General features: G+C 63.0%; 15 protein-coding genes and 2 pseudogenes. 11 read left to right on the top strand and 6 right to left on the bottom strand.

The annotated features are described in order from the left end of the window. The first annotated feature begins 168 nt into the window (after positions 1 to 168). Positions 169 to 780 carry an Abi-alpha family protein gene (locus ACVWYI_RS19395; protein WP_456662913.1) on the top strand — a complete coding sequence of 204 codons (612 nt, stop codon included), beginning with the start codon at positions 169 to 171 and terminating at the stop codon, positions 778 to 780. 232 nt (positions 781 to 1,012) lie between these two features. Here ACVWYI_RS19395 and ACVWYI_RS19390 read toward each other — a convergent pair. Then, positions 1,013 to 1,342, bottom strand: a pseudogene (locus tag ACVWYI_RS19390) (tyrosine-type recombinase/integrase); the annotation flags it as partial. A 595-nt stretch (positions 1,343 to 1,937) separates the two neighbouring features. Between ACVWYI_RS19390 and ACVWYI_RS19385 the strand changes: the two are divergent. The 7 genes from ACVWYI_RS19385 to ACVWYI_RS19355 all read left to right on the top strand — a co-directional run bounded on the left by ACVWYI_RS19385 (position 1,938) and on the right by ACVWYI_RS19355 (position 8,343). Further along, positions 1,938 to 3,455, top strand: a complete 1,518-nt coding sequence (locus ACVWYI_RS19385; protein ID WP_456662912.1) for a calcium-binding protein — start codon at positions 1,938 to 1,940, stop codon at positions 3,453 to 3,455. A 349-nt stretch (positions 3,456 to 3,804) separates the two neighbouring features. After that, positions 3,805 to 4,431: a PilZ domain-containing protein gene (locus ACVWYI_RS19380; RefSeq protein ID WP_456662911.1), complete on the top strand. Its 627-nt coding sequence runs from the start codon at positions 3,805 to 3,807 to the stop codon at positions 4,429 to 4,431. A 102-nt stretch (positions 4,432 to 4,533) separates the two neighbouring features. Next, a complete protein-coding gene (locus ACVWYI_RS19375; protein ID WP_247445573.1) occupies positions 4,534 to 4,806 on the top strand; it encodes a hypothetical protein in 273 nt (90 codons plus the stop codon). Between the two features lie 64 nt (positions 4,807 to 4,870). Beyond that, positions 4,871 to 5,023: a hypothetical protein gene (locus ACVWYI_RS19370; RefSeq protein ID WP_247445572.1), complete on the top strand. Its 153-nt coding sequence runs from the start codon at positions 4,871 to 4,873 to the stop codon at positions 5,021 to 5,023. Between the two features lie 312 nt (positions 5,024 to 5,335). Next, on the top strand, positions 5,336 to 6,376 hold the full coding sequence (locus ACVWYI_RS19365) for a PrsW family glutamic-type intramembrane protease (RefSeq protein ID WP_247445571.1): 1,041 nt from the start codon (positions 5,336 to 5,338) through the stop codon (positions 6,374 to 6,376). A 69-nt stretch (positions 6,377 to 6,445) separates the two neighbouring features. Next, a complete protein-coding gene (locus ACVWYI_RS19360) occupies positions 6,446 to 7,024 on the top strand; it encodes an HdeD family acid-resistance protein (RefSeq protein WP_456662910.1) in 579 nt (192 codons plus the stop codon). A gap of 233 nt (positions 7,025 to 7,257) precedes the next feature. Further along, positions 7,258 to 8,343 carry a 3-deoxy-7-phosphoheptulonate synthase gene (locus ACVWYI_RS19355; RefSeq protein WP_456662909.1) on the top strand — a complete coding sequence of 362 codons (1,086 nt, stop codon included), beginning with the start codon at positions 7,258 to 7,260 and terminating at the stop codon, positions 8,341 to 8,343. Positions 8,344 to 8,400: 57 nt separating this feature from the next. On the opposite strand, the gene ACVWYI_RS19350 is transcribed toward ACVWYI_RS19355, so the two are convergent. From ACVWYI_RS19350 to epmA, 3 genes are read right to left on the bottom strand one after another with little or no spacing between them, the layout of a single operon-like run. Next, a complete protein-coding gene (locus ACVWYI_RS19350) occupies positions 8,401 to 8,655 on the bottom strand; it encodes a hypothetical protein (RefSeq protein ID WP_456650154.1) in 255 nt (84 codons plus the stop codon). 43 nt (positions 8,656 to 8,698) lie between these two features. Beyond that, on the bottom strand, positions 8,699 to 9,793 hold the full coding sequence (locus tag ACVWYI_RS19345; protein WP_456662908.1) for a lysine-2,3-aminomutase-like protein: 1,095 nt from the start codon (positions 9,791 to 9,793) through the stop codon (positions 8,699 to 8,701). Continuing rightward, positions 9,790 to 10,854: an EF-P lysine aminoacylase EpmA gene (epmA, locus tag ACVWYI_RS19340; RefSeq protein WP_456662907.1), complete on the bottom strand. Its 1,065-nt coding sequence runs from the start codon at positions 10,852 to 10,854 to the stop codon at positions 9,790 to 9,792. Before epmA ends, ACVWYI_RS19345 begins: the two co-directional genes overlap by 4 nt. 162 nt (positions 10,855 to 11,016) lie before the next feature. Here epmA and efp point away from each other — a divergent pair, with 162 nt between their 5' ends. The 3 genes and pseudogenes from efp (at position 11,017) to ACVWYI_RS19325 (ending at position 14,301) form a co-directional block, all read left to right on the top strand. Next, complete coding sequence (gene efp / locus ACVWYI_RS19335) at positions 11,017 to 11,583, top strand: elongation factor P (RefSeq protein ID WP_247347054.1); 567 nt, start codon at positions 11,017 to 11,019, stop codon at positions 11,581 to 11,583. Positions 11,584 to 11,607: 24 nt separating this feature from the next. Further along, positions 11,608 to 13,231 (top strand): annotated as a pseudogene (locus ACVWYI_RS19330) (M23 family peptidase). A gap of 83 nt (positions 13,232 to 13,314) precedes the next feature. Then, a complete protein-coding gene (locus ACVWYI_RS19325; RefSeq protein ID WP_354103487.1) occupies positions 13,315 to 14,301 on the top strand; it encodes a DUF808 domain-containing protein in 987 nt (328 codons plus the stop codon). Between the two features lie 30 nt (positions 14,302 to 14,331). Here the strand turns inward: ACVWYI_RS19325 and ACVWYI_RS19320 are convergent, their stop codons facing one another. Together ACVWYI_RS19320 and ACVWYI_RS19315 are read right to left on the bottom strand one after the other, a co-directional pair. Further along, positions 14,332 to 14,826, bottom strand: a complete 495-nt coding sequence (locus ACVWYI_RS19320) for a cupin domain-containing protein (RefSeq protein WP_456664552.1) — start codon at positions 14,824 to 14,826, stop codon at positions 14,332 to 14,334. 30 nt (positions 14,827 to 14,856) lie between these two features. Continuing rightward, positions 14,857 to 15,336: a carboxymuconolactone decarboxylase family protein gene (locus ACVWYI_RS19315; protein ID WP_354103489.1), complete on the bottom strand. Its 480-nt coding sequence runs from the start codon at positions 15,334 to 15,336 to the stop codon at positions 14,857 to 14,859. Between the last annotated feature and the right edge of the window lie 12 nt (positions 15,337 to 15,348).

The following is a 15,348-nucleotide window of genomic DNA, read 5'->3' as shown; positions in this document are numbered from 1 at the left end:
AACGACTGCGGATATGGTGGCTCGCTGCTCGGCCTGAGATTGTCAGCGCTGAACCCAATGGCTGGCCTTAAATTCCGGCGTCCAGGAAGCGAAAACGGTGAGTGGACCTTAGTGGGCTTTGTGGCGCGCGCGAATGTCTCTAAGCTTTGCCCCAATGGGAGGCTGCCGATGTCCGACGATCCGATGCCGTACGAAAAGGCGATTGAGGAGACCGCAAAGACGACCGGGAAGATGGTCGACCTTGTGCGGGACGGCGCCCGGGCGATCAGCCCGACCGTCGCGGACGCGTACAACTTCCTGATGGGTGACCGATTATCACACGCCCGTAAACGAAATTTGGATGCGATCGCGAGGGAGACCGACAACATCCTGCGTGATCGCGACGTCAAGGACCGATCAGCCACGCCGGAGCAAATCGCAATTCCGCTCCTTAGCGCGGCGGAGGCAGAGAGCCGAGACGAGCTTCGCTCCCTCTGGTCTCGCCTGCTGGCGAATGCGGTGGACCCCAGTCGGTCGGAACGGGTTCGGCCGGAATTCATCAAGCTGCTGCAGAGCCTCGAGCCCTTGGATGCCCGCGTTCTGAAGTTCCTGCACACGAAATCGCTGGAGGATCACGTTTCGAAGTTCGAACTGTACGCTAGAGTGGGTTGCCGTACGGCGGCAGGCATCGTTTCCGTAGATCATCTCGTCGAGTTAAAAACTCTCCGAATGATCGGAGGAGGTGATGTGCTTGCGATGACGGAACTCGGGATAGAATTGATGTTCGCCACCGAGCTTTGAGACTCTTAGAAAACTCTGTGTGCAACGCGAAGGCGGTGGGGCTTGCTCAGGCGCAACGGCAGATCACGGCGGCGGGGCCCCCGGTTGGAGACCCCCTGTCTGAGGAGGCAGCCCGACAGTTCATTTCGTCTTACGTTGCGTCCAGCGCCTGTCATATGCTGCCAACGTAAGTCATTGAAAGTACAGCCTTCTCATTGATATACGACGGCGCTAGGGAGCGCCAGCCGGGTCATCACGGCATTATTTTCTTTTTCCCTTCACTTTTCGCGGTTTTTCCCAAACTCCCAAGCGTGGTTTGGGGAGATTTGTTCTTCCGATGTTCGTTGAGACTCGCGACGGCGCGCTTGCCGCCACGCCTCCGATCGGCCTCATGCGTGTAGCGCTCGGCTTCGGCCAGCGTCGTGTGACCCAACGCCGCCATGATGTCGTGCGCGCTGCACCCGGCGTCGGCGAGCATCCGGCCAAGTGTCTTGCGTAGGCCGTGCGGGCGGCAACTCAGGTCGGTTATTCCGGCGGCCTTGATCGCATCGCGCATCCACCCGCTGAAGCCGTCGACGGTGAAGGGCTTTCCCCTCCATCATCCGGTGTCTGACGGCCCGTACTATCTCGGAGTTTGCGGTGCTCAGGCTAACTGGCAGCCCGCGGTTGCCAGCGGGCCACGGCCTTATCGGACATCAGCCGCTGCGAATTCGGACCAAGCGTCAACGCACGACGGATTTGGGCCCGCCTCATTCAAGGGCCATCACGCGACCTCAATTAAAGGTCGTATTATATTTTGATTAAATTCGCCATATACTTTTAAATCTAGAAGTATACAATTTCTGGGGACTGGGCAAGATCACGGTCATCGCGCTCTTTATTCACACGGCAAGATCGCCAAGGTGCCTGCATATGCTCCGAAACAAGATCGATCCGACAAAGAGCTTAGTCCGGCCAAGCGGAGGTTGACCGTTCGTACCGACACGGAAGATGCGCCTGAGAGCTTTCTCATGCTGCGCCCCGGAGTCTGGCGCAGCACAGGCTGGCAGCGACGGCTCATCCGGCACATTCGCTTCAGCGAAGCCATCCGATTTGCTCGGCTCATTGCGCGAAACCTCTCGTTTCCGCCGGCATGCAGGATTGCATTTGAAAATTGGGACGTTTAACGGGAGGTGTTCATGGCCAAGCGCATTCCAATTATTCCTGGTAGTCTCATTGACCATCAGGTGGGTACCGATGACGTTTTGATTGGCCTCGCGAACGCAACCAACTTTCTTGTCGGCGATGCGGGTCAGGAAATTCGCGATCACGCCACCGGCGGCAACGACACCTTTACCGGTGGTGTGAACTCCATCAACAACTTCGTTGGCGACGCGGGTCGGGATATGCTCGATCATACCGTTGGCGGCAACGATCGCTTCACGGATCTCGCCTTCACTGACAGCACCTTCTATGGGGACGCTGGCGGAAACATGTCAGGCAACGCGCGCGGCGGCGATGACACTGGTGAGGCCGCTCCTGCCCTTGGCGCAGTTGCACCGCATATCACTTTCTACGGCGATGCCGGAGGCAACATGTCCGGCCACGCCGAAGGTGGCAACGACAGTTTCGAAGCATTCAGAGGCTCCCCCGCCATTAAACCGCAGACCACTTTCTACGGCGACGCGGGCGGCAGCATGTCGGACCGTGCCCATGGCGGTGATGACACATTCAGCGCCAACGTGGCGAATTCCGACCTGATCTTCTACGGCGACGCGGGCGGCAACATGTCAGGCCGTTGCGCGGGCGGCAACGATACGTTCACGACGACCGGTTTTGAGAACAACAACCATTTCTACGGCGACGCCGGAGGCAGCATGACCGGCCGGGCCGTGGGCGGCGATGACACCTTCACAGTGAGCGGCTTGAACCCCTTTAGTTTTTTCTACGGCGACGCCGGTGGCGACATGTCGGATCATACCCGGGGCGGCGATGACGCTTTCACGACGAGCGGCTTTGCCGCCGATTTCGTGAGCACCTTCTATGGTGACGCCGGGGGCAATATGTTTGGTCATGCCGCGGGCGGAAACGATGCCTTCACGGCCGGCGGAGGTCGAAACACCTTCTTCGGGGACGCCAGTGGAACCATGTCTGATGACGCCCAGGGCGGCAGCGACACTTTCATGGGTGGTGCGCCAGCGGGCACGCGCGGCATAAATTTGGCGTACGGCGACGCGCTGGCGATGTCCGGCAACGCGCATGGCGGCAATGACACGTTAATCGCAGGTGATGATGCGATCCCGCAACCGGCCGGCACATTCGACAATACCCTGATCGGCGATGCACAGACCATGTCCGACTATGCCTACGGCGGAAATGACAAGCTAGTCAGTGGTACTGGAAACGATGACATGTGGGGTGATGCGCAGTCCATTCTTGGCAACGCGCGAGGCGGCGACGACACGTTCCGTTTCAATTTCAACAGCGGTCACGACAGGATCGAGGATTTTGGTCAGGGCGCACAAGGTGTGGCAGGATCAAATTCGGGGACCGACCACATTGATGTGAGCGCCTTGGGCATCACAAATCTCAGTCAGCTCAGCATCTCTGCTTTCGATCCAACAACTCACGAAAGCACGATCACGTTCAGTCCTGGCAACGACGTCATTGTGCATAGCCAAGTCGCACTCACGTCGCACGATTTCCTTCTTGCATAGAGCTTTTGGCGGCTGCACCTGATCCCATGGCAGTGCACGCCGCGTCGCGCGCGTTGCGAACGTTTCGACGATGGCGAGCAGAAGAGCGAGGGGACTAAAGATCCGACCCGACAGCCTGACCTGCACGACGACCAAGTTCGCCCTCGCCCTTTGCGCGCTGGCTATGCTGGTACTGCTCGGATGACGCTATTGTGAGATCGCGGGCCTGATAATCGCGGCGCTTTGCCGCGCGCTCCGGTCGGCGCATTTACCAGAAATTTACCCCTGCTCGCGAGCGCCGGTATCATTTGCTTAGAATTTGATCGCTACCGTCGATCTACCGAAATATTCCGAAACACGATTGGCGCCCATGTCCGTCGCAGACTTCCTCAGGCAGCGTGCAGTGCAAGTCACCGTGAGCGGCAGCTACTCGCTGCCGCGCTGGTACGATTGCGAGGGCAAGCTCCGTACCTTCGCCTGCCGCACCAGCCGCGTCTCGCCGTTCCGCATGATGGTCGACGTTCCCGTGGTCGGCAAGATCGGCGAGCGCGTGACCTCCTACTTCCAGGACTTTGGTGAATTCCAGTGCACCATCAGCGCGACGCTGAAATCGGGTTTCCTGATGGAGCTCGACATGACGCGGGCCCGGCGCGCCTGGATGTCGGAAAAGCTGACCTGGCTCGAGAAGAAGCAGAAGGACGCCAGCGTCCTGGAGCTGCGGAATGACTCGCGCTTCGTTCCGCAGGTCGCCCATACTTTCCTGGCGCTTGCCGACGGCAGCACCCATGCCTGCTTCATCATCGACGTTTCCACGGCCGGCGTTGCGATATCCAGCGAGTACGACCCGCCGATGGGAACGCCGCTTGCGGTCGGCGCCTGCGTCGGGCGCGTGATCCGCAAATTCGAGCACGGCTTTGCGGTCAAATTCGCCGAAAGGCAGTCGCGGGACGACCTCGTCCGGCTGATTGTCCGTACGCCCATGCTGCAATCGGCCTGATCCTCCGCCTCGCTGCCCTATCGCGGCCCCATTCCGGGATCAGCTTTTGAGGGTCCGCCCTTGTGCCGGACATCATTTGCAGACCTGCGATCGGGGGACCGAATGGCAGTCGACAAGATCGGACTCGACAAAACCAGACTCGACAAGATCACTTGGGACAGGGTCGGCCGGGTCACCGAGCCCGGACGCTACATGTACACGTTCGGCTGGCTCACCATCACCGCCGGCGATCTCGATATCTGGAAGCAATACCCGCAGGCTGCGTTCACGCTGATGGCGGAACATTCCGAGCCGAACGCATCCATCGGCGAGGAATTCCACCTCGGCGCCTTCGACATCGCGCCCAACGCGCCGCCGCCGTTCACCACCCACTGAAGGCCGCAATGGCGGCCACCGACGGAACGGGAACGCATGGCATGGCCGTTGCTTTATCAATGCCATGGTACAGATCCCCGCCGTTGATCAGGCCTTCCTGCTGCTGCTCATCGTGTTCTGCCTGGGCATGTGCCTCGTGCGCGCCTTCTGGGAGCTTGAGCAGGTCCGGGCACGCCGGATCGCGTCGCCACCCCCGCGCACGCACGACGAAGCGTGACCAAGCCGGCCGGCCGGCCCCGCGTTGCTCTGGACTTCCCGCAGGGACACGTGCATCGTGAATCGAAGAAACCTGCGCATTTCGTTGATCTGGCTCATCAATCGCGCCCCGATATCTGGCGCGCGACCGTTGCCATGGATAACGAACATGTCCTGCCATGCAATTGATTGCGCTCCGCATTCTTGACCTCACCAGCGACGCGGATGAACGCAGGCTGTCACGCCTGTTAAGCGAGCCGACAGCAGGCGCATGACACATGGTCGCATTGGTGAATGTAGATAAGCAGATCAAGGGGACCTATTTTCGGCGCCGATGTACCTGATTGAAGCGTTACCCACGGTCATCGGAACGGCCGCCATCGCCCCGGCGCTGCTGATGCTGTGGCTTGTCATTGCCGCCGAGGAACGGCCGGGACCGCCGGCCCAGGTCTGGACCGCGTTCCTGCTCGGCGCAGCCAGCATTTCGCTGCTGGGCCTCGCCCGCGCCCCCTTCGCCAAGATGGTCGCGGCCCCCGACAATCCCTGGGCGGCGCTGGCCATGCATTCGATCTTCGGCGTCGCGCTGCCGGAGGAAGCGGTCAAGGTGATCGCCATCGTGCTGGTCGCCTCGACCAAGCGGCGGACCTTCGCCAATCCGATGGACACCGTGGTCTATGGTGCCGCGGTTGGCCTCGGCTTTGCCGCCTACGAGAACCTCGCCTATCTCGTCCAGCACGCCGAGATGTGGCGCTCGCTGGCCGCCTTGCGCAGCGTGCTGACCGTGCCGTTCCACGGCGCGCTCGGCATCATCGCCGGCGCTTATCTGACCATCGCGCGCGCCGGCACGGCGCTGGGTGCGAACCGCCATCATCGCGACTGGGCCCGCCTCTCCAGCCGCCTGCTGATCTTCGCAGGCCCGCTCGCCCTGCATTCGGCCTTCGACTTCCCGCTGCTGACCCTGCAGCGCATGCCGGATCTCGATCCGACGCTGCGGATGTGGCTGGGCGGCGCGAGCCTGCTGATCGGCTTCAGCTCGATCGCCTTCGCCATCCGCCTAGTGCGGCGCGTCGCGCGCCATCACGCGCCCCGGACCGACGTCGCGCGCGAGCGGCTGAGCCAACTGCGCCGGATGTGGGCGCTGCTGCTCGCCGGCGGCGGCGTCGGCTTTCTCGGGCTCGCCTTCGTGCTGACCTCGATTCATCACTGGCTCGTCAACCCCGAGCGCAATCTGACGCTGGCCCTGATCCCGATCGGCTTGGTCTCGATCCTGCTCGGCCTCGCACTTCTGATCGTCACGACCGCGATCTATGTTCTCGGCCGCGACCGCATCCGCACCAGCGGGGAAGGTTTTTCGTCAGCGCATGGCGGAGGCTGAACCGCGGGATGGCAAGCGCGGTGTGCGCATACTAGATTGAGCGCGCGCCTGTCGATCTGGAGCCTGCCGATGACATCACCTGAGGATTTTTCCCGGCTGCAATCCGCCATGAGCCGAACGGTCAAGGCACATTGGAAAGCCTTCCTGTTCGAAGGCATCCTGCTTGTCGTTCTCGGCGTTGCCGCACTGATCCTGCCGCCGCTCGCAAGCCTTGCGATTACGATCTTCCTTGGCTGGATGTTCCTGGTCAGCGGAATCGGCGGATTGATCGCAACCTATTGGGCACGCAGCACGCCGGGCTTCTGGTGGTCGCTGATCTCGGCCGCGCTCGCCGTGCTCGCCGGCATGTTGCTGCTGGCGCGGCCGATGCAGGCGGTGCTGACGCTGACCATCGTGCTCGGCGCCTATTTCCTAGCCGAGGGCGTCGCCACCATCATGTACGCGCTGCAGCACCGGCGCGAGTCGGGCGGCCGCTGGTCGTGGCTCCTAATCTCGGGCCTCGTCGACATCGCGATCTCGTTCATGGTGATCACGGGACTGCCGAGCTCGGCGGAATGGGCGATCGGCATCCTCGTCGGCATCAACCTGCTGTTCGGTGGCGCCACCCTGATCGGCATGGCTTTGGCGGCACGCAAAAGCAACAGTTGAGGCGTCCCGTGGCCCTCACCTCGCTTGGGGGTGACAACCCGCCGATCGCGCGCTATATGACTGACCATGATCACCGTCGCCACCAGCTTTTATTGGTACTTTAGCTACGACAGCTCGCTGGCGGTGGGAGGATCACGCTCAATCTGACAAATTGCAGCATCTAGTCCGAACAGCCGCCAGACCTGGCGGCTTTTTTATTGGCCGGCAGGTTCTCAAAATGACAGGAGCCCGCCGTGCTGAGCACGACCGACGATCTTCGTATCCGCGAACTGAAAGAGCTGAGCACGCCGGAAGAGGTGATGCGGGAAGTCCCGCGCACGCTCACCGCGACGCGCGTGGTGATGGCCGCGCGCAACGCCATCCATGCGATCCTCAATGGCCAGGACGATCGGCTTCTTGTCGTGGTCGGCCCCTGCTCGGTGCATGATCCCAGGGCCGCGCTCGAATACGCCGAGCACCTCGCGAGCTTGCGCGAAGAACTCGCCGACCAGCTCGAGATCGTGATGCGGGTCTATTTCGAGAAGCCGCGCACCACTGTCGGCTGGAAGGGCCTGATCAACGATCCTGATTTGGACGGCAGCTTCGACATCAACAGGGGTCTGCGGCTGGCGCGCAACGTGCTCTCCGCGGTCAATAATCTCGGCCTGCCCGCAGGCACCGAATTCCTCGACATGACGACGCCTCAATACATCGCCGATCTCGTGTCCTGGGCCGCGATCGGCGCCCGCACGACCGAGAGCCAGATCCATCGCGAGCTGGCCTCGGGGCTGTCCTGCCCGGTCGGCTTCAAGAACGGCACCGACGGCAACGTGCGAATCGCGGCGGACGCGGTGAAGTCGGCCTCGCATCCGCATCATTTCATGGCGGTGACCAAGCTCGGCCGCTCGGCGATCGCCTCGACCGCGGGCAACGAGGATTGTCACATCATCCTGCGCGGCGGCAGCAAGCCGAACTACGATGCGGCAAGCGTCGCGGAGGCGTGCAACGAACTGGCGAAAGCGAGCGTCGCGCCGCTCGTGATGGTCGATGCGAGCCACGCCAATTCGAGCAAGAAGCCGGAAAACCAGCCGCTTGTGACGACCGACATCGCCGGGCAGATTTCCGGCGGCGAGAACCGCATCATGGGGGTGATGATCGAGAGCAATCTCGTCGCCGGGCGCCAGGACGTGGTACCGGGCAAGCCGCTCACCTATGGCCAGAGCATCACGGACGGATGCATCGACTGGGCGACCACGGCAACCGTGCTCGAGCAGCTCGCTGACGCGGTCGAGATCCGCCGCAACACCAAAAGCGCCGGACTGCACGAGCGTACAGCCTAGGGCCAGAGCAAACGCGGGCGGGGTGAGGCTGTCGCACCCTGCCCGCTGCTCCGGCGCCTAGCAGCCGCGGCAGATGCTCTTGATCTTTTTGTCGAGGGCCTGATTTTCCTTGCTGAGGGGATCGTTCGGGTCGCTCAGGTTCTTCTCGTTCGGTACGTCGCTGGCGCGCGGCTGACGATGGCCCACCGGCGCCTGTGGCAGCGATCCGGAGGCCGCCCCGCCGGACGTGGATCCCTTGGTGCCGCCGGTCTGCGCAATCGCCGCGCCGCCGAGCAAGACCACGAGCGATACTGCCACCATGATCTTCTTCATGTCTCTCCTCCATTCCTCAAGCCGGCGTCTCCTCTGCCACCGCTCAGTTCTCGGGCGGATAGAGATGAATGTCGCCGCAATAATCCACGATACGATAGCGCGTTTCCGACGCCGCATCACCCGCATCAGGTGCGGTATTTTGCATCGGCAACACGTAGTTCGGCCCCACCGGCGACTTGCCGGCGCCGCCGGGAATGTCGATGACATAGTCAGGCTGACACAGCCCTGACACCCGTCCGCGCAGCTGCCGCATGAGGTCCTGCCCCTCGGCGAGCGTCGTTCGCAGATGCGCGGTGCCGGGCGCGAGATCGCCGTGATGCAGATAATAGGGCTTGATCCGGCATTCGACGAAAGCTCGCATCAAATCCGACAGAGCGGTCAAATCGTCGTTGACGCCTCGCAAGAGCACGGACTGGCTCACCATGGGAATTCCGGCATCGACCAGCCGCGCGCAGGCCGCGCGCGCCGGCCCCGTCAGTTCGCGCGCATGGTTGGCATGCAGCGCCACCCAGGTGGTCGCGCCCTGAACCTTCAGCGCCGCGGCCATCTCGTCGCTGATGCGCGCGGGATCGGCCACCGGCACGCGGGTGTGAAGGCGGATGATCTTGACGTGATCGATGCCGGCAAGATCGGCCATGATCTCGCTCATTCGCCGCGACGACAGCATCAAGGGATCGCCGCCGGTCAGGATCACCTCCCAGACCTCGCTGTGCGAACGGATGTAGTCGATCGCCGCGCGATAAGCGCCGTCCGAGAGCGCGTTCTCCTTGCCGGGCCCGACCATCTCGCGGCGGAAGCAGAAGCGGCAATAGACCGCGCAGACGTGAACAAGCTTGAACAGAACGCGGTCGGGATAGCGATGCACGATCCCGGGGACCGGCGAGTGCGGATGATCGCCGATCGGATCGGCGTTCTCGCCCGGCTGCATCTCCAGCTCCGCGGCAGTCGGAACGAATTGCCGCGCGATCGGATCGTCGGGACTGGATTTGTCGATCAGTTCGACCAGCGCCGGCGTAATCGCAACTGCGTAGCGCGCGGCGACACGTTCGAGGGCGGGCAGCGCTTCGGCGGATACAAGCTGCTCGGCCACAAGTTCGGCCGGCTCGCGCAATGTGCGTGCAAGATTGGTCTTCGTCATGTCTCACTTAACGTTTCATTTGCAGGCGGCGTCCAGACCACCTGATCAATTCGCGACGCGCCGCTCGCCAGCATCACCAGCCGGTCGAAGCCGAGCGCGACGCCGCTCGCCTCCGGCATTGCGGCGACCGCGGCCAGAAAGTCCTCGTCCAGCGGATAGGCCTCGCCGTAGCGGCGCTGCTTCTCAGCCATGGAGTCCGTAAAGCGCTTGCGCTGCTCGTCTGCGTCGGTCAATTCGCCGAAGCCGTTGGCGAGCTCGACGCCGCAGGCATAGACCTCGAACCGCTCTGCAACGCGGGGATCACTGGCCTTAACACGCGCCAGCGCCGCCTCTGGAGATGGGTATTCGAACAGAATGGTCAAATGCCCCTGCCCCAGATGCGGCTCGACATGCTCGACCAGGACCTTGCTGAAGATGTCTGACCAGGTGTCGTCCCCGGCCACACGGACCTTGCCGGCAGCCGCCTGAGCGAGCGCGGCGCGGTCGCCTTGGTCGCCGGAAATGGTCGCAAGCAGATCGATGCCCGCAAACTGCTCGAAGGCGCCGGCAACCGTCATGAGCTCCGGCTCGGCGAACGGGTCCGCGGTGCGGCCGCGGAAGGCGAAGGTGCCGATACCGGTCGCCTGCGCCGCGCGGGCGATGAGAACGACGCAGTCGGCCATGATGGCGTCATAGGGGGCGTCTGCCCGATACCATTCCAGCATAGTGAATTCGGGCAGATGCAGGTCGCCCCGTTCGCGGTCGCGGAACACCCGGGCGAATTCGAAAATCCGGGTCTCCCCGGCCGCCAGCAGCTTCTTGCAGGCGAATTCCGGCGAGGTCCGCAAGTATCGGCTGGCATGGCTGCCGTCGGGCCGCATGATCTCCGTCCGGGGGGCGTGCAAATGGGTCTCGTTGCCCGGGGAGACCTGCAGGACGGAGGTTTCGACCTCGACAAAGCCCTGCTCGACCAAAAAGCCCCGGAGAGCCCCCGTGATAGCCCCCCTGGCCTGAAGGAACGGCCGGCGGTCGAGATGCCGCCCGGGCGACCAGAACGGTGAGATCGGCTTGTCCCCAGCCATTAACCGGCCGCCCCCTCTTTGAGCAAAATGCTGGCATCCACCGGCAAAATCAGTATGTTGCGGCCCGAAACGGTCGCCGAGGTCCGATTTGAGACCCCGAGTCCCCCCGAGATTTGATCACGTCCTGGCCGGAGCCGGGCCAAGCAAGCAGGAAATTTAGCTTTGAGAGTCATCGCCAGTTCTATTCGCAAGGGCAACGTGATCGAGCAAGACGGCAAGCTATATGTCGTTGTGACCGCGGAGAACATCCATCCCGGCAAGGGCACCCCGGTCAGCCAGATCGAAATGCGCCGAATCTCGGACGGGGTAAAGATCTCGGAGCGCTACAAGACCACCGATCAGGTCGAGAAGGCCACGATCGAAGAGCGCAACTTCACCTTCCTCTATGAAGATGGTGAGGGCTTCCACTTCATGAACCCGGAGACCTATGACCAGGTCCAGGTGTCCAAGGACGTGATCGGCGACGCCGCGGCCTATCTTCAGGAGAGCATGACGGTCAAATTGTCGACGCATGACGTCAACGTGGTGTCGATCGCGTTGCCGCAGCGCGTTACGCTGGAAGTGGTCGAGACCGAGCCCGTGACCAAGGGCCAGACCGCCTCTTCGTCCTACAAGCCCGCGATTTTGTCCAACGGCGTGCGCACCACCGTTCCGCCGCACATCGCGGTCGGCACCCGCATCGTGGTGATGACTGAAGACGGCTCCTACTCCGAGCGCGCCAAGGACTGACGGGGAACAGAGCGAGCGCAACAGGTGCCGCCGGGAGGCGAGACAGTGGTTGGGAAGGGTTTCCGCTTCGTCTCGCAACTTCTGGCGTCGCTTTCGCTCCTCATTGCCTCTCCGCTCGCTGCGGATGAATTCCGCAGCCCCTCGCTCACGGCCCTGCGCGTCGATTGGCGGGCGGCGCTCGACCAGCTCCGCACCGAAATCAACGCCCGTCCCCGGGCCGCGGACGATTTCATCTTCGCGCCTCGTCGTTCGGTGCCGCGCTACGATCCGCGCGCGATGCCGGCGCTGGTGCAGCTCAACGCGATCTCCTCACAATTCTTCACCGGCATCGCCCGCAGCTCCGTGCCCGTGCTGCTGCCGTTCGACGCCGCCGCCTATTTCGAGGCGCTGCGCAATGGCGCGCCAGCGACTCTCGCGCTATCGCGCTACCAGGCTGACTTCAATTCTGTCGACATGTTCGATGCCGGCCCCGCCGGCTACAGCGCAACCTTCTCGTTCGAGCCCGGCGCCAGGCGACGGCATGCCGAGCCGGGTGTTCGCAAGGCCGGTCGAGGTGCAGATCACGGGTTCGGCGCTCGTCTACGACGTCGCCGATCCCTCAGGCGGCAAGGGCGAGCAGGTCAAACCGCTCGCAGCGCTTTATCCGGACCTGCGCAAGTTCATAAGGGAAGGCTATGTGCGCTACGCTTTCACCCGTTTCGGCGTCGCCTATGTGGTGTCGATCCAATGCCTCGACAGCGTCGCCAAGCCGCGTCGGCTTGCCTGCAAGGAAGCCTATCCGGTCGCCGAGCGTTTCCTGAAGGCGCTGCACGTTGCCGGCGGCCAGCGCATGCGGCCGCTGACGGACATTGCTTCCAACATTCTCGATCGTCCCACGCAGCGTTCCCCGGACTTCACCTATCGGCCAAGCGGCGACATCATCCCGAACACCGGCTATCGCAAGCAGGGCGGACATCCCGACGTGATGGCCTATGCGCAGATCCGCTTTCCTCTCGAGAAGGCGCCCGCGTTCGTACGCTCGCAATCCTATGCCAAGCGCGACAAGATGGAGAGCACGACCGGCTATCCCTGGCGCGACAATTTCTGCGAATCTCGCAGTTTCGAGGTCTGGCAATGCGGCGGGGGGTTTGGCCACCAGGGCGAGGACATCCGCGCGGCCGAATGCCCGCCGCCCGGCGAAGGCCGCGAAGCCTGCGATCACAAGCAGCGTGGCGTCGTCGCGGTGCGCGATGCGAGGGTCATTCGCGCCTCCAAGGACCAGGCCGCCACGCTTCAGGTCAACAGCCGGACCGAGCACATCCGCTTCCGCTACATGCATATGAACCCCCAGGCGATGAACGCCGACGGCCTGCTCAATGGCCGCATCGTCTCGGAGGGCGAAAAGATCGGCGTGGTCTCGAACTATCTCGACCATCCCGCCGGCACCTCGATGCACCTGCATTTCGACGTGCAGGTGTTCACCCGCGACGGCTGGATCTGGGTCAGTCCTTACGTCACGCTGGTCTCGGCTTATGAGCGCCTGATCCGCGCCCGCGGCCGCGAGGTCGGCCCGGAGATCGCGGGTGCTCCGCAGCCGGTCGCACATGCGCTGCCGGAGGACGTGATCAAGCCGGACCTGCGCGAAGGATCGGGCGGCGAAGAGAATTGACGGCTTGCTCGTTCCAATGCCGGGCAGTGCAAAAGCGTGTTGTCGCACACCTCGCCGGCTCGAAGGCCGAAGGAACAGGGTTGATGAGTGTCGGACTGATTGGTCTTCTCGACGATATCGCGGCGATTGCAAAGGTGGCAGCAGCCTCGCTCGACGATGTAGCGAGCCAAGCGGCCAAGGCGGGAGCAAAGGCGGCTGGCGTGGTCATCGATGATGCCGCCGTCACGCCGAACTACGTGATCGGCTTTGCCTCGAAACGCGAACTGCCGATCGTGGGTAAGATTGCTGTTGGGTCGCTGCGTAATAAATTGCTGATACTGTTGCCCACTGCTCTGTTGCTGGGTTATTTCCTTCCCGCCGCGGTGACGCCGCTGCTCATGCTGGGCGGAGCCTTTCTCTGCTACGAGGGTGCCGAGAAGGTGCTCGGAGCCGTGATGCCGCATCATGCGCGCCACCACGAAGCTCAGCTCCAGCCGATTGCGTTGAATGCGCGGTCGGTCGAGGACGAGAAGGTCGCGAGCGCCATCAAGACGGATTTCATCCTGTCGGCGGAGATCATGGCGATCACGCTGGCGGCCATCCCGGCGGGCAACATCTGGACGCAGGCGCTCGTGCTGGCGCTCGTCGCCATTTTCATCACAGTTGGAGTCTACGGCGTGGTTGCCCTGATCGTGAAGGCGGACGATGTCGGCGTGGCCCTTGCGCGGTATGACGGCGCATCGGTCATTGGCGGCGCAATCCGCTTGCTTGGACGTGCGCTCGTCCGCGGCATGCCTACCTTCCTGGCGGTGCTGAGTACCATCGGCACGGCGGCGATGATCTGGGTCGGCGGCGGCATCATCCTGCACGGCATCGAGCAATACGGTCCACCCGTGGTCGGCCACACTGTCCATGCCGTTACCGAGGCTGCCGCGCACCTCCTTCCCTCCATTGCCGGCATCGTCGAATGGTTGGTCGTGGCAGCCATCTCAGGCGTCATTGGACTCCTTGTCGGCGCAGCTGCGATTCCTGTCGTCGAATACGGTCTTTCACCGGTATGGAAACGGTTGAAGCGATCGCAGCCGACTTGAACAACGGCGGTTTCGGATTGCGAGTGCCAGCTACTCCAGCAACGTCGTCAGCTGCGCGCCCTCGTCCGCCACGAATACCGCGATCAATTCCGCCGGCTCCGTGGTGCTGGCATTGGCCGAGACCAAATGGGTCGAGCCGGGCGGCTCGAAGAAGGACTGGCCGACGCCAAACGTCTCGACCGGACCGCCGCCGAGCTGGGAGCGGATCTCGCCCTTGGTGATGTAGGCGGTGACCGAGCCTGCGTGACGATGTGGCCGCGAGAACCCGCCGGGACCATAGAACACACGCAAGATGGTGACGCGCTTGCCCGGCACGTTCGGCAGCGCGTAGGAGCCAATCGGTTCGACTTTGTCGAGCGGCGAACTTTCGGCGGCGGTGGCACAAAGCGGCGCCAGCGCGCCTGAAACAGCATCCATCGTCACCGGTAACGCCTTGCCGATCGCAAGCGCGCAGGCAAGCCCGCCGGCGACGGTAATCGCGATCGAACGCGATGGCACCCGGCACTGCGTTGTGGCCAAATTCATTGCAGTCATGACAACCTCCCTTCGTTGCAATCAGGACGCCGCGGCATTCGCTGCGACCGGCCGCTTCGCCGGCGTCCAGCGAAACGCTGCGCCAAAACGGTTCCAGACGTTGATCGAGGCGACCGCCGAGGTCAGGTAGGTCAGCTCGGTCTCGGAGAATTCACCGCTCGCTTCGGCGTACACGTCTTCGCCGACGCCATCAGGCAGCAACGTTAGCGCCTCGGCCCAAGCCAACGCGGCGCGCTCGCGCGCGGAGAAGATCGGCGCCTCGCGCCAGACCGCGACCAGATTGAGCTTGTCGACGGGCACGCCGATCCGCTCAGAAAGCAGGATGTGATGCTGCACGCAGAACGCGCAGCCGTTGATCTGCGAGGCACGCAGCTTGACGAGCTCGAGGAGCTGCTTGTCGAGGCCGACCTTGGCCTCGAGCTGTCCCAGCGCCAGCACGAGATCATAGACGTCGGGCGCGATCTGCTTGAAATCCTCGTATTCGCTGCGGGCGTGTGACATTGCCGTTCACCT

The sequence above is a fragment of the Bradyrhizobium sp. LB13.1 genome (assembly GCF_054056815.1).
The sequence above is the reverse complement of the archived record's forward strand: the minus strand, read 5'-3'. Positions and strand labels throughout refer to the sequence as shown.

Coding starts and splice junctions, on each gene's coding strand:
- ACVWYI_RS19395 (WP_456662913.1), top strand. CDS start 169: ATGTCCGACGATCCGATGCCGTACGAAAAGGCGATTGAGGAGACCGCA.
- ACVWYI_RS19385 (WP_456662912.1), top strand. CDS start 1,938: ATGGCCAAGCGCATTCCAATTATTCCTGGTAGTCTCATTGACCATCAG.
- ACVWYI_RS19380 (WP_456662911.1), top strand. CDS start 3,805: ATGTCCGTCGCAGACTTCCTCAGGCAGCGTGCAGTGCAAGTCACCGTG.
- ACVWYI_RS19375 (WP_247445573.1), top strand. CDS start 4,534: ATGGCAGTCGACAAGATCGGACTCGACAAAACCAGACTCGACAAGATC.
- ACVWYI_RS19370 (WP_247445572.1), top strand. CDS start 4,871: ATGGTACAGATCCCCGCCGTTGATCAGGCCTTCCTGCTGCTGCTCATC.
- ACVWYI_RS19365 (WP_247445571.1), top strand. CDS start 5,336: ATGTACCTGATTGAAGCGTTACCCACGGTCATCGGAACGGCCGCCATC.
- ACVWYI_RS19360 (WP_456662910.1), top strand. CDS start 6,446: ATGACATCACCTGAGGATTTTTCCCGGCTGCAATCCGCCATGAGCCGA.
- ACVWYI_RS19350 (WP_456650154.1), bottom strand. CDS start 8,655: ATGAAGAAGATCATGGTGGCAGTATCGCTCGTGGTCTTGCTCGGCGGC.
- ACVWYI_RS19345 (WP_456662908.1), bottom strand. CDS start 9,793: ATGACGAAGACCAATCTTGCACGCACATTGCGCGAGCCGGCCGAACTT.
- epmA (WP_456662907.1), bottom strand. CDS start 10,854: ATGGCTGGGGACAAGCCGATCTCACCGTTCTGGTCGCCCGGGCGGCAT.
- ACVWYI_RS19325 (WP_354103487.1), top strand. CDS start 13,315: ATGAGTGTCGGACTGATTGGTCTTCTCGACGATATCGCGGCGATTGCA.
- ACVWYI_RS19320 (WP_456664552.1), bottom strand. CDS start 14,826: ATGAATTTGGCCACAACGCAGTGCCGGGTGCCATCGCGTTCGATCGCG.
- ACVWYI_RS19315 (WP_354103489.1), bottom strand. CDS start 15,336: ATGTCACACGCCCGCAGCGAATACGAGGATTTCAAGCAGATCGCGCCC.